General features: G+C 39.8%; 8 protein-coding genes. 3 read left to right on the top strand and 5 right to left on the bottom strand.

From position 1 onward, the window contains the following. Positions 1–88: 88 nt before the first annotated feature. From ABJD64_RS17210 to ABJD64_RS17190, 5 genes are all read right to left on the bottom strand, one after another. Positions 89–1,387, bottom strand: coding sequence for a DUF3500 domain-containing protein (locus ABJD64_RS17210; RefSeq protein ID WP_348181824.1), 1,299 nt, complete (start codon positions 1,385–1,387; stop codon positions 89–91). A gap of 54 nt (positions 1,388–1,441) precedes the next feature. Further along, positions 1,442–3,817: a hypothetical protein gene (locus tag ABJD64_RS17205; RefSeq protein WP_348181823.1), complete on the bottom strand. Its 2,376-nt coding sequence runs from the start codon at positions 3,815–3,817 to the stop codon at positions 1,442–1,444. A gap of 10 nt (positions 3,818–3,827) precedes the next feature. Further along, positions 3,828–4,295 (bottom strand): T9SS type A sorting domain-containing protein, encoded by a 468-nt coding sequence (locus tag ABJD64_RS17200; protein WP_348181822.1) that lies wholly within the window; start codon positions 4,293–4,295, stop codon positions 3,828–3,830. Positions 4,296–4,588: 293 nt separating this feature from the next. Then, positions 4,589–5,452: a hypothetical protein gene (locus ABJD64_RS17195; RefSeq protein ID WP_348181821.1), complete on the bottom strand. Its 864-nt coding sequence runs from the start codon at positions 5,450–5,452 to the stop codon at positions 4,589–4,591. Beyond that, positions 5,445–5,819 carry a hypothetical protein gene (locus ABJD64_RS17190; RefSeq protein WP_348181820.1) on the bottom strand — a complete coding sequence of 125 codons (375 nt, stop codon included), beginning with the start codon at positions 5,817–5,819 and terminating at the stop codon, positions 5,445–5,447. Before ABJD64_RS17190 ends, ABJD64_RS17195 begins: the two co-directional genes overlap by 8 nt. 1,083 nt (positions 5,820–6,902) lie before the next feature. Between ABJD64_RS17190 and ABJD64_RS17185 the strand changes: the two genes are divergently transcribed. From ABJD64_RS17185 to ABJD64_RS17175, 3 genes are all read left to right on the top strand, one after another. Beyond that, positions 6,903–8,117: an ROK family protein gene (locus tag ABJD64_RS17185; protein ID WP_348181819.1), complete on the top strand. Its 1,215-nt coding sequence runs from the start codon at positions 6,903–6,905 to the stop codon at positions 8,115–8,117. A 154-nt stretch (positions 8,118–8,271) separates the two neighbouring features. Beyond that, positions 8,272–11,391 (top strand): SusC/RagA family TonB-linked outer membrane protein, encoded by a 3,120-nt coding sequence (locus ABJD64_RS17180; protein ID WP_348181818.1) that lies wholly within the window; start codon positions 8,272–8,274, stop codon positions 11,389–11,391. 11 nt (positions 11,392–11,402) lie between these two features. Continuing rightward, positions 11,403–12,866: a SusD/RagB family nutrient-binding outer membrane lipoprotein gene (locus ABJD64_RS17175; RefSeq protein ID WP_348181817.1), complete on the top strand. Its 1,464-nt coding sequence runs from the start codon at positions 11,403–11,405 to the stop codon at positions 12,864–12,866. The last annotated feature ends 15 nt before the right edge of the window (positions 12,867–12,881 follow it).

Below are 12,881 nucleotides of genomic sequence, written 5' to 3'. Positions count from 1 at the left end.
AGTTTTATAAATCGAATTCTTGTACAGCGGATAAAAATGATAGTCCAACTGAACACTCCATAAATAATGACTCTAAACATTTTCCAGGTTAAGATTTGGTCTTATGCATCATTTCTACCAATCTTAAAGCTATTTCCTTTTCCACATTAATAGGATGGTGTGCATGTGCAAGTCCATTGTTGTGATTGTGGCCATGTCTTTGAGCCAGTAATTGACGCTCAATTTCATGATGAGGCGCTGTTTCAAAATGACGCTGAATATCCAATGTCGGAAGTATAGAAGCAAATGGGCCAAAATCATCAGTTGGAGATCTGATAATAAAATGGTCATGATGCGTATCTGCCGGATCGCTAAATTCCGATATGTCAAATTCAATAAACAAGGCTGGATTGTAAATTCTATAATAATAGCGATCGGCTGTTGTAATGTCCAAATTATTCACATTTGTATCATCGGTGGAGCCTTTCCATACAAATTGGGTGGAAGACAGCCCTGACTCAATCTCCGTCAACAAACCAGCAGTAAAATCACTGTTATAATTAGCTACGTAGTATTGTATCAGCTCATGCAATTTAACCTGTTGGTTAGCATCTAAATCATTATAGGCAATACCCTCTGTTTTCTCACCTTCATCATAGGCATAATCTCCAAAACGATCCTCATTACTTCCTTTATTTGCCGCATATCCAGAGTTCTCTGGAGCGAGATCAGCGGTTTTAGCAATAGCTAGCTGACTTGTAGTCAGTGAGTTCACAAAAGCAAGCCCCAGGCTTTCCTCATCAGCAAAAATATTCGTTCCTTCATGGACTCTAGGTCTTCCACCAAAGAATGTAGGGGTAAAAAGTATATTGTCTTCATTGACGACAAAAGTCATGGCTAAATGGTGGCCTTCCAACTGCACAGCCCAAGAACCATCAACTTCGGGATCATTGAACATGGTTACCGTGAAATACCCTGAGCCATAGTTGGTGCTACCTTGCTGTGATTCCACAAATACCTCCAGTGTATTAATAATCCAATCTACTTTGTCATATCCCTGAGAGCTTAAGAAAGTTTCCATCATAATTTCAAATAGGCCCAGTGAAGATGCACTTACTTCTCCCAATCTCAGTCCCTCGCGATCCACTTCTCCTTCAGGAAGGAAAGCCCAGAGGGCAAGTTCACTATCGTTCAGACAATATTGCATGATGGCTAAGTTGTCGTCAGACAGGGAAGCTTTAAATGCAGTTGCTTTAGCTGCCAGATCAACTACACTGGCCAATGAAGATTTTGTTCCAAGGTCGGTAACAGTCGTACAATCCGCAACCGACATGTCATCATCATCATTTGAGCAGGCCGAAGTCACCATTAGAATGGTGATGAGTAATAAGTTGAATGTATTTTTCATGAATTGTCTTTGAGCTGTTTAACTAATTATTTCTTCCAATTTCTGTTTATAGCATTAATACTCCCCGACTAAATACCCGTTGAAATCAGAGTTATCCTGAAACGTCCATATGTCTAACACACTTGCATAGGTATATACTGAAACATAGTCGCCAGCTGACAGTTTCAAAACACAACTGGATTGAAAAGCAAGTGCTATCGGAGAAGTCTTCGTAATAGTAGGTCCGTTATTAATAGCGTAAATATCTGTTTCTCCATTTAATGACAATAACATGCGTCCATACCCACCAGCATCACCTCCAGTGACATGTATTTGAGCTGAGAAAAAGTAAAATCCATCTCGTGGTGCTGTAAATCTTCCGGTAGTAGGATTAAAATTACTTCCATTGTTGTGTTGTGCCCCTTGCCAATTTTTCAATTCAAGCCATCCTGTGCTGTTTCTAATTGGATGATCCGCCAACTTTGCGGAAAACGAAGGAAAGCTTGTTATTTTAACTGAGGTGGCTGTTATTGTTCCATCGACTGTCAAGTCTTTCGTTTTGGCTGTTCCATTCACTTCAAAATCACCAATTGGTGTACTTGTTCCAATTCCCACATCACCATCAGCTTCAACATACAGACCTTCATTTCCACCGTCATTGGTCAACCAATTTCCATTCATTTGAACGTTCTGTGATGCTAAGTGAGAACCTAAATTATCCCCAGAAGTACTCGCCCAACTTATTGTACCACTTCCATCCGTTGACATAACCTGTCCAGATGTACCATCTGAAGTAGGGAAAGAAAAAGCATTGTTGACATTGAGTGTGCCATTTATTCGAAGCAGGTTATTGTCAAATTCGCCATAGATCAGGGGTGTTGTAGAATTTGAGTTTTCTACATATAATTTATTACTTCCGGTTTCATTTTGTCCTGCAAAGGCACCTAAAAAAATATTATTTTCGCCATTTGTATTTTCCTGGCCTGCAAAAGAACCAATGATGACATTATTATTCCCTCCTGTTTTGTTAGAACCTGCCTGAAAACCGATGGCTATATTGATGTTACCAGAAGTAGCTTGTCTAAGGACATCTGTACCCAGGCCAATATTTCCAGCCCCTGTTTCCATGTTTCTGAGTGCACTCGACCCTAGCCCTGTATTATTAACTGCAGTGTTTTTTGACAACACGTTGCTTCCAATTGCAGTATTTGAGCTGGAGGCAGAATTTATCTGGAGCGTATTTTTTCCAAGACTGACATTCTCAATGCCAGTCGTTATGGCACTTTGAGAATTATTTCCGATTGCAATGTTATCAATACCCTTGCTTAAATCAAGTGTTCCTTTTAATACAGCCCCTTGATCAGATATGGTCATTATTTCATTGCCTGCTATATCTAATCTTACAATATCCTCATCAGCACTTTCCTCTACCTGTATTTTCGTATCCTGATCCGCATCTTCAAGTAACAGGTTGCTGTTATCCAAATAGGGACTCAAGTCAATTTCAGTGGGTGTACCGTTCAACGTAATGCTCAAAGTGTTACCTACCAATTGAAGGTCTTGTATCTCGTTGGATACATCTCCGTCTACTTCTGCAGTTAAGTACCCGTTGTCATCAGCAAAGGCATCTACTTCCGCTTCGGTAAGTTGAGTGTCTGTATCTGTGTCTATTACGGAAAGGTCAATCGAGCTGCCGTCCGAAATGGATAAGGTAGACCCACTCAATGAGATGTCTTGTATTTCGTTAATAATGGAACCGTCTACTTCTGCGGTCAGGTACCCGTTATCATCAGCAAAGGCATCTACTTCCGCTTCTGTCAACTGGGTGTCTGTATCTGTGTCTATTACAGAAAGATCGATTGAAGCGCCGTCCGAAATGGATATGGTTGATCCGCTCAAAGAGATGTCTTGTATTTCGTTGGTGGCATCGCTATCTCCATCCACAACGCTTTCAGGGAGTGAAATAGTGTTGCCATTGCTCAGTGTCAATTCTCTTCCCGAAATAGAAAGTTCTTGAATTTCGTTGGTTGCGTCGGCGTCACCATCTCCTCCCGAGCTTTTGGCATAAAAGGCATAAGGAACTGAAAGTAACTTTGCTGTACCCACATCATTAAAATTGCTACCAGCATCCGGGTCTATAGCAATTTGTATGAAGCTATTGGTAGCTCCCCAATCAATGGTACTGAAATCACCACTAATGATTGACCCACTTCCCACCGGTAAGGCAAAGATCCCAAGGTCATTTGTGAACACGGCATGTGTTTCTTCGTAAATCACTGCCGATTCAGCCGTGCCTTGGATAATTCCGATTTTAACAGTTATGTCCTGGTTGCTGACCAAATCACCGGCAGCATCCCAAGCCTGTGCCTGATACGAAAATTCGTTTGGAGATTGAGCGGACAAGCCCAAAGGAACTATAAGTAGGAGTATTGTATATAGGAAATTTTTCATAATTCAATGATCAGTTTTTAATCAATTTTAAAGTAGTGACCTGCTCTAGCTTGTCATCAAAAATGCGGATATAATATAAGCCGGAAGAGAGGTAGGTCAGATCAATTTCATCTTTGTAATTCATGTGTTGGATTTCTGTCCCTTTGGTATCCAAAATATGAATTTCGCTTAGGGTATAGCTGTCTGTTTTTATTCGAATTGAAGAGACGAATGGATTGGGATATACTGATATTTCTCCTTGCGGAAATTCATAGGCCAATTGGGTTATTGTTTCCTTTTGCCCGGTTGACAAAATAGGCACAAGTCTGATTTCTGAATTGCCCATTAATGTCAAGGAAGGACTTCCTATAGCTTGGTTGACACTTATTTTTTCACCTTGTAGTGTTTGATAATTGGCATTGACAAAATGCAATTCCAGGGACTGACTATGTACCCAGGTGGTTAGTGTCCAGCAAATTAGAACCAGTATTACTTTCATTTTGACCATAGCTATATGTATAGAATCAATTCGAGTGATTCTTTGGTTTAATTCTTCTAAAAAATTGTTATTAAGCGGAAGTGCTGCAGGTGGTAGCGCATTAGTCAACCTATACCTCTTTGATGGTATTGCTGAAAATTGGGCTGTTGCTTTCTTTCCTTAATATGTGAGTGGCCGCTCTATTTATATATACTTTACAAATATTTTGGTTTTCTCAAACTCTGCCAACAGAACAGGGGAGACATACGGGAGACTATATGGGGAGACATTTGGGAGACATTTGGCCAAGTATCTCAAACTTTGTATACCGCATCATTGATAAAATTTCTTAGGCTTTTATCAGGGGCCAGGCGTAGTTTGGTTTTTAGCCTTTGAATAGATTTTTTAACGGTGGAAAGTGTGACGTGAGACAGATAGGCAATTTCGTTATTGTTGAATCCCATCTTTAAAAAGGCTGCCAGCTTCAAATTGTTGGTGGTGAGCGATTTGTTTACAGCGAGCAAACTTTCGAAGAACAAAGGGTGAACTTCTTCGAAATGAACTTTAAACAATTCGAGTTGATACTCATTATTTAAGTGAGCACTTGCTTCCTTGCTTATAGCATTCAATTCTTTCTTTAGTAGGGAAGAATTCAGTATCTCTTTCTCGCCTAAGTCATCCGCTTTGCTACGAATACTTTCAATACAGTGATTTTTAGAGTCGAGAATCAAATAGTTGGTACTTAATCTTCTGTTGAGGCTGCTTATCTCGTCGTTTTTGTCGCAAATACGATTAAAACTTTTAGAAGCAGAAATACATGCTAGTAATAATTGGTTCAGTTGTTTTTTTTGAATGCACGTGTAAATTCCCTGGTTTAGAAATGTCTGTTGGGCTTGCACATTTAATCGCTCTTCAGTCAATAGCAACATAGGTATTTCGGCTATTGAAATATTGGTATGCAATCTTTGAAATTCAAACGCCCAATCATCTAATGCAGTTGCATCCATGACGATTACTGACAACAGTGATAAGGAAGGCTCCTCCAGGACATAAGAAGCACTTTTGTATACATAAGGTTCCAGATAGATATCGGCGAATAAATCGACAATGACATCCTCTATTCCTTTGCTGCTTAAATAAGCGATTTTAAATCTTTGATATTCCTTAGTGCTATTCATCAGCAATCAGGTATTCCATGGCAGATTCGTAATTGGTAAAAAATTTCATTTTACTTCCAGTATATGAAATGTAAATTTGTATCAGTATGGTGACAAGACCAGTGTTACCTATAATGGCTGATCTTATAAATTTAGGTTGTGTAGTTAACCCGATCTTTTTAATGATTCGCATGGCTGATGGTGTGATAGTAGCCCCTTTGATATGAATCAAAGCGATTACAGATTTATCAGGCCTTTTGATCGTTTCCTTGCCGCCTTCAACACAGCGCTGAATAATTGCCTCATCACCGACCAGGCCCTCAAAACCTAAATGCATAAACTCTCTGCCTTTGTAGTATCTCCAAAACTGATAATCTGATTTTGACATTCAATTTTAAAAATAACGTTTTGCACTCACTTTACGAAGCTGGTGAGAAACAAAAAGATATTGCCTTATGATGGTTGGTCCGGAGGTAGGGTATTCACGATAAACAAAGGACCTTGTTCAAGGTATTATAGAAAAATGCTGCCTGCCATTTTGGAAATGAGCTCTGATGGGTAAATAGGGCGAAAAATTCAGTAGTTTGATTATCAATCACTTATAAATGTTAATCGATTGTTCTTGTCCCTCTGTGCTGCGAAAGCGATGCATTAAACCTGCATCGAAGATGCTCCTTTTGGGTATCCTAAAAAATTCAATTTCAGTAAGGGCTGTTTCATCAAATAGTTTGATTGGTATCAAATTATTTACTTCAGTTCTTAAATATGCTGGTTTTGTGATATGCCTGTAGTTGCGACATAGTGAAAGCTGCTTTTAAAAAACAGCAAAGATTAACCGAATAAAATTTTTCCCATCCATTTCCTTTCTTTTCAAGGACTAGGAAGGATTTCTCATCTTTTTCCTATTTATAATGAGAAAAAGATGAGAAACGAACATGTTTTTGTCCGAACCTTGTCCGAGTAAAGACTTGATCCTTGAAAAGGTAGCCTTAACAGCTTGAGAAGGCTTTTTTTAACCCAAACAAACACACCATGTGGAAAATATCGTGTTACTTGAGCTGAGAAAGTAGATGGGAAACTGGATAGGAAATTTTCCAATCTGGATGAGAAAAAAGCTCCTAATTAACTGTTTAAGGGCTTTTTTGTTTCCTATCGTTTCCTATTACTTCTCATTTTTTCTCATCCAAAATCGTAATTTCTCAGCATATTTTTGTCCGAATAAATAGCTGGATACCCGGAAAATATAACAATTGATTAACCTCACATATTACAATAGGAGAGGGATTCAATTGATATCTGATTTTTAATGTGAACGAAGTAGTACCTGACTAGCAGATCGCGTTAGATCTTAGGGTTATGAGACCGGGGCTTGAACAGTTTGCCGGTTTTTCTTACAATATGCATCGGAAGCCTAATTACTTAATATATTTATTATATTAGTATTAGTTTGTAAATAAAATCAGATAATATCTTGGGTATTTTAAAAAACAATAAAAAAAAAGAAAGTGATCGGCATAGTTCATCTAAGAGCTCAGTACTAAAATATCTAGCCAAGTCAATCGAATCGCCGACTATTCCAGAAATAGCAGAGTATCTCAATATCAGCGTGCCGACGGGAACTAAAGTAGTTATGGATTTGGTCAACGATGGCTACATTGTCAAAGATGGCAAACGTGTTGTTGAAAATGGGAGAAAACCAACGCAGTATCGTATCAATCAAGAAAAATTTTATGTAGTAGGCGTTGAAGTACTTTCAAAATGGATTCACGTCAGTATTCGAAAACCGAACCTCGAAAGTGTTCATGAACAATTGAGTCGGGAATTTGTACTGGAAGATAGCCCTGCCTGTCTTGATTTTATTGAAACTTTCATCTCGAAAACAATAGAAGACTCAAAGATTTCTAAAGAAAACATCATAGGAGTAGGTGTAGGGATGATAGGTGATATTGATGTACATGTCAATCAACCCTCAAATTATTATTCAGAATTAAGCGATGCGCTCACTCAACATCTAAAATCCAGGTTGGATTTACCCGTTGTTATTGACAATGATACCCGGGCAATAGCAATTGCTGAGCAGACAATTGGTGCCGCAAAAGATTTTGAAGATGCATTGATAGTAAAAGTAAGTAGAAGCCTTGGGATCGCTATGATTGTGGGAGGTACGCTGGTATCAGGTACAAAAGGATTTGCAGGAAATTTGGCTCATATGCAATTCAATGAATCTAAAAATCGTCTTTGTGTTTGTGGCAAAACAGGGTGTCTGGGAACTGAAATAGGGGGCACTGCACTCAAAAATGAACTGGAAGAGTCGCTAAAGGAAAACAAAACGTCTATCAAGTTTGACTTAGAGACAAGCAATAGCTCGACCTATCATCAAATCCTGGAAGCGGCTCAGAAAGGTGATGGCTTGTCGGTCAAACTTATACAAGATCAAGGTGAAAAGTTAGGAGCAGCACTTGGAAATATTCTTAACCTGCTAAATCCGGAACTAGTGGTCATAGGGGGAGAATTCGTGATGGTAATGGATATATTCATGGATGCAGTCAAAATGGGTATTCGGAAGTCAGCGCTACTAGATAGTTTGAATAATTGTGAAATTAGATCAACGACTCTTGGTAGATATCTAAGTTCGAAAGCCGGGGCCTGCCTTATGCTCAAATCAGCCGAAATGATTGACTACTGATGGGTCATAATACCATGCGGTAATAATAGATGGATTTCGTTTACGGAGTTCAAGTTCTTATTGAATAGTTAATAAAATATTTTATTAAATACTTGGTTGTTAATAATAAATTTTATTATTTAGTGTTTGTAAAACAGACCAAAACACATGTACCATGAAACAAAAAGTACTAACAATTATTTTATCTCTTGTGATTGTTTTTGGCGCTTTCGCCCAGAATACTGTTACAGGAGTAGTAAGTGACGCCGATTCGGGCGAGGCATTAATTGGGGCTAGTATATTAATATCTGGCACGAGCAAAGGCACGATTACAGATATAGATGGTAAATTCTCCTTGAATGTGCCATCAGATGCAACCACGCTTACCATATCCTTCATTGGATACGAGGAGCAGGCAGTTTCTGTCGTTGGCGTCTCACAATTAAGCGTTTCTTTAAGTCCAGGGCAGGCACTCGAGGAAGTTGTTGTTACAGCGCTGGGTATTGAAGAGAAGAAGTCCTCACTTTCTTACGCTACACAGCGCATTGAAGCAAAAGGGCTCAATGCTTCAAGAATTGGTGATGTCTCCCAGCAATTGTCCGGCAAAATTCCTGGACTGTCTATTAATACAGGAAATGGATCAGGAGTTTCATCATCAAGGATTATTTTAAGAGGAGAATCTTCACTTAACTTTGATAAAAATCAACCACTTATTATAGTTGACGGCGTGGTAGTATCCAACAATTTGGATGGTATCCAGGGAACCGCGAATGGAAGCTGGTCCAATCTACCAGTAGACTACGGGAACGGATTGACTGATTTTAATACTGATGACATCGAAGATGTAACCGTTCTAAAAGGGCCTAAAGCTGCCGCCCTCTATGGTGCAAGAGCATCAAATGGTGCTTTGGTCATAAGAACCAAATCGGGTATAAAAAAGGAAGGTATTGGAGTTGCGCTTAACTTTGGATTTGCGGTAGATAAAGTGACTAGATTTTGGGACGAGCAGACACAATATGGAGGCGGTTTCGATAATGTGTTTAGAGCCAATTGGGGTGGTAATTATGGAGCTCCTACCGACGGTGCTTTAATATCTCAAACAACAGGAAGAGAAGCTGGTTTGGGTATTACGCCCGATCCCACACCAAACTTGTACAGATTAGACAGAAAAGGCTTTTTCGATACAGGAGTGTCTTTCAACAACAACCTGGCTTTATCATTTGGCAATGACAATACCTGGGGTAGAATCTCTATAGCAAAATTGACTAAAACGGGTATTGTCCCAAATACAGAATACGACAGAGATAATGTTGGTTTGAGATTAGGAACTGAACTTACCGATAAACTAACCCTTGATATTTCAGCCAACTACGTGGTGAGTCAGTCAGGTAACTTACCTGTTATCGGAACAGGAGGAGAAGGCCTTATTAACAATATGTATTGGGCGATGGGTAACTATAGTTATGATGATTTTAGGGATTATTGGTTGCCAGGACAGGAGGGTGTGCAGCAAAACCACTTCTTAACGTGGGGAACCAATCCATATCTAATTGTCAACGAAAACCTAAACGCCTTCAAGCGTAACCGACTTTTTGGTAATATTAAACTCAACTACGAGATCAATGATGACCTGTCCCTTTTCGTAAGAGCGGGTACAGATTATTATAATGATTCTAGAAATTCCAGACGCCCTTCAGGACAACCAAATTTCCCAAATGGCATGTATAGAGAGCAAGATATTGGTTACAATGAGACCAATATTGATATGCTACTGACTTATAGAAAATCATTGTCAGAAAAGATTGGCCTGGAAGTTTCCGCAGGAGGCAATAACCTGAACATAACTTCAAACACTAAATTCTTTGAAACCAGGAGCTTAGGTGTTCTAGGAGTATACAATCAAGGAAATGCAGGAGATACCCCATTTACCAGCAACTTCAACGCAGAAAAGAGGATCAATAGTTTATATGGCACTGCTAAATTTAACTATGACGAATCTATCTATTTAGATGTCACGGCCAGAAACGACTGGTCCTCTGCATTGCCAAGTGACAATAACTCATTCTTTTATCCCTCAGTTGGAGTAAGTGCTGTGCTTTCCAATTTAATGGAACTTCCAGATGTTATAAGTTTTGCTCAGGTGCGAGCCAGCTGGGCAGAAGTGGGTAATGACACAGATCCCTTCTTAACGCAAAGAACACTGTCATTTGGTACGTTACCGAGCTCAGTGATTAACCCTTCATTGCTGCCTAATACAAATTTAAAGCCAGAAGAAACAAGCGCATTTGAGATAGGAACAGAAATAAAATTGCTCTCGAATAGAGTAGGAATTGATTTCAATTATTATAAAAACATATCCCGAAATCAAATCTTGCAGACACCTATCAGCCAAGCATCTGGAGCTGTAAGTAGCTTAATTAATGCAGGCGAAATTGAGAATCAGGGACTGGAACTGTTTCTAAAGGCCACCCCAATAACCACAAGCCAATTTACCTGGAATGTTTCCGTTGCCTGGTCTAGAAATAGAGGGAAAGTCGTTAAACTGACAGAAGGAGTTGAAACCTTCATAATTGCTCAGGGAGCTACAGGTGGTACTGTGGAAGCAAAACCTGGAGGTCGCATGGGAGATATATACGGCCGTGGATTCGCACGTTCTCCGGAAGGAGACATTATCCTGGACGTTGTCAATACTGGTAGCAGGGACGTGGTGCGCCCAAGGCTTGAAACCGATATTCAGAATTTGGGAAATTATAACCCTGATTGGACGGCGGGAGTTACAAATACAATTAGGTACAAGAACTTTGATTTAGGCGTATTTTTTGACTATCGAAAAGGTGGGATAATTGTATCTAATACAAGTGCCTTACTTTATCGATCAGGTATCATTACCGAGAGTTTACCGCATAGGACAGAAGACTTTGTTCCGGAGGGCGTAATTGAGAATTCGGATGGCACTTTTTCTGCTAACACCACGGGCACAACAGGGCAGGATTGGTACAGAGCCAACTTCCAGACCGCGAATATAGAAGCCAACACTTATGATGCTACATTTTTCAAACTTAGGGAAATTTCCATTGGAATTGACTTGAAACCATGGTTGAAAAACCTTCCATTGGAAAAAGTGCATCTGTCCTTCTTTGGCAGAAACCTTTGGATAAAAACTAAAGATAGATTCTTAAGACATTTCGACCCAGAAGCGCTTTCTCAAAGCGGTGGAACAATAGTGCCAGGGTTCGAGGTAGGTCAATTACCCAATCCGATAACATTGGGAGCGAATCTTAAAGTACAATTTTAAAATTTAGAACTATGAAAAAGATATATATGCTCGTTCTCATTTGTAGCATCACCTTATGCTTAGGTGCCTGTACTTCTGAGTTTGACGAAATAAACACAAATAACAATGTGCCAACGGAAAACAACCCGGCGACATTGCTGCCTAGCGTGATTTTTGAACCTATCAATGCTCACATGACCCTGCAAACCTGGTTGACAGATCAAATCATGCACTATTATGTCAGGAGAAATGATAACCAATTGGATGCGTATGATTTTGCTACAGGCGAAGCATTCTTTAACGAAATTTGGCAGAAAAACTATGCTGCCATTTGGAATGCGAATGATATGATGGCCGGAGCTGATGCAGAAGGACTCAGTGCCTATGTCGCAGCCGGTAAGATTATGAAATCCTATTATTTGGCAACCAATGCAGAATTATGGATAAATGCGCCGGCTTCAGCGGCGGGGCTAGGAGGAGAAAATATCGCTCCATCTTACGATTCTCAACAAGTCATCTACGCAAGTGTACTTCAGGAATTAGAAGAAGCAAATACCTTACTAGACGCCAACGCAGAATTTGTAAACGGAGGGGATGTGCTGTTTAATGGGGACGTTTCACGATGGAAAAAACTGGCAAACTCACTTAGGCTTAGATACTTATTGCGTTTGTCAAATAAAAGTGAAATAAATGCAGCCGCAGAGATAGATCAGATGGTAAGTGATCCGGGTACATACCCCATCATCACGAGTAATGCCGATGCCGGATTTTATCAATTTTCTGGTATAAGCCCTGATGTTTCGTCTTTTGCTCTTCAGGCCATCACAACCTTTTCAGGCATGAGTATGTCCAAAAGAATGCAGGACGTATATGAAGTTTATGATGATCCCAGAATGGATTACTTTTTCAGATTGCCTGAAAACGCTACTGGTTACCCCAATCACGAAGGCGTTCAAAATGGTCTGACAAGAGAAGCTGCCCAATCATGGAACGGCAATGGAGATGCGAATACTTCTTTATTGACAACCAGATTTGTAGAAGATCCGGATTTGCTGAATTATACAATCATTAGCCATGCAGAAGTACAGTTTATCTTGGCTGAGGCAGCATTAAATGGTTGGATATCAACCGGTACGGCTACACAGTACTACAATGCAGGTATTACTGCAAACTTTGACCAATGGGGTATTACGATGCCGGCGGGATTTTTAGCCCTACCTGAGGTTGCTTTCGATGCTACCATGGAAAGACTTATGGATCAGAAATGGCTTTCGTATTTATTCAATAACACGGTAGAGTCCTGGGGAGAACATAAACGTACAGGCCTGCCAAATCTAACATTAGGACCATTGGCATCGACCGTAACAAGCGGAGAATTCGCGACACGGGTTTTCTACCCGACTTTGGAACAATCCATCAATTCTGCAAATTACGAGTCTGCTGTAAATAGCATTGGAGCAGACAACATCGTCGCCAAGCACTGGTATCAGAATTAGACTGAATTATTTTGA

The organism is Reichenbachiella sp., from assembly GCF_039944555.1.
Taxonomy (GTDB): Bacteria; Bacteroidota; Bacteroidia; order Cytophagales; family Cyclobacteriaceae; genus Reichenbachiella.
This window is presented reverse-complemented; position numbering and strand designations above follow the sequence as displayed.

Excerpts from the sequence above, each read along its gene's own strand:
- ABJD64_RS17205 (WP_348181823.1), bottom strand. The coding sequence starts at position 3,817 with ATGAAAAATTTCCTATATACAATACTCCTACTTATAGTTCCTTTGGGC.
- ABJD64_RS17210 (WP_348181824.1), bottom strand. The coding sequence starts at position 1,387 with ATGAAAAATACATTCAACTTATTACTCATCACCATTCTAATGGTGACT.
- ABJD64_RS17175 (WP_348181817.1), top strand. The coding sequence starts at position 11,403 with ATGAAAAAGATATATATGCTCGTTCTCATTTGTAGCATCACCTTATGC.
- ABJD64_RS17200 (WP_348181822.1), bottom strand. The coding sequence starts at position 4,295 with ATGAAAGTAATACTGGTTCTAATTTGCTGGACACTAACCACCTGGGTA.
- ABJD64_RS17180 (WP_348181818.1), top strand. The coding sequence starts at position 8,272 with ATGAAACAAAAAGTACTAACAATTATTTTATCTCTTGTGATTGTTTTT.
- ABJD64_RS17195 (WP_348181821.1), bottom strand. The coding sequence starts at position 5,452 with ATGAATAGCACTAAGGAATATCAAAGATTTAAAATCGCTTATTTAAGC.
- ABJD64_RS17190 (WP_348181820.1), bottom strand. The coding sequence starts at position 5,819 with ATGTCAAAATCAGATTATCAGTTTTGGAGATACTACAAAGGCAGAGAG.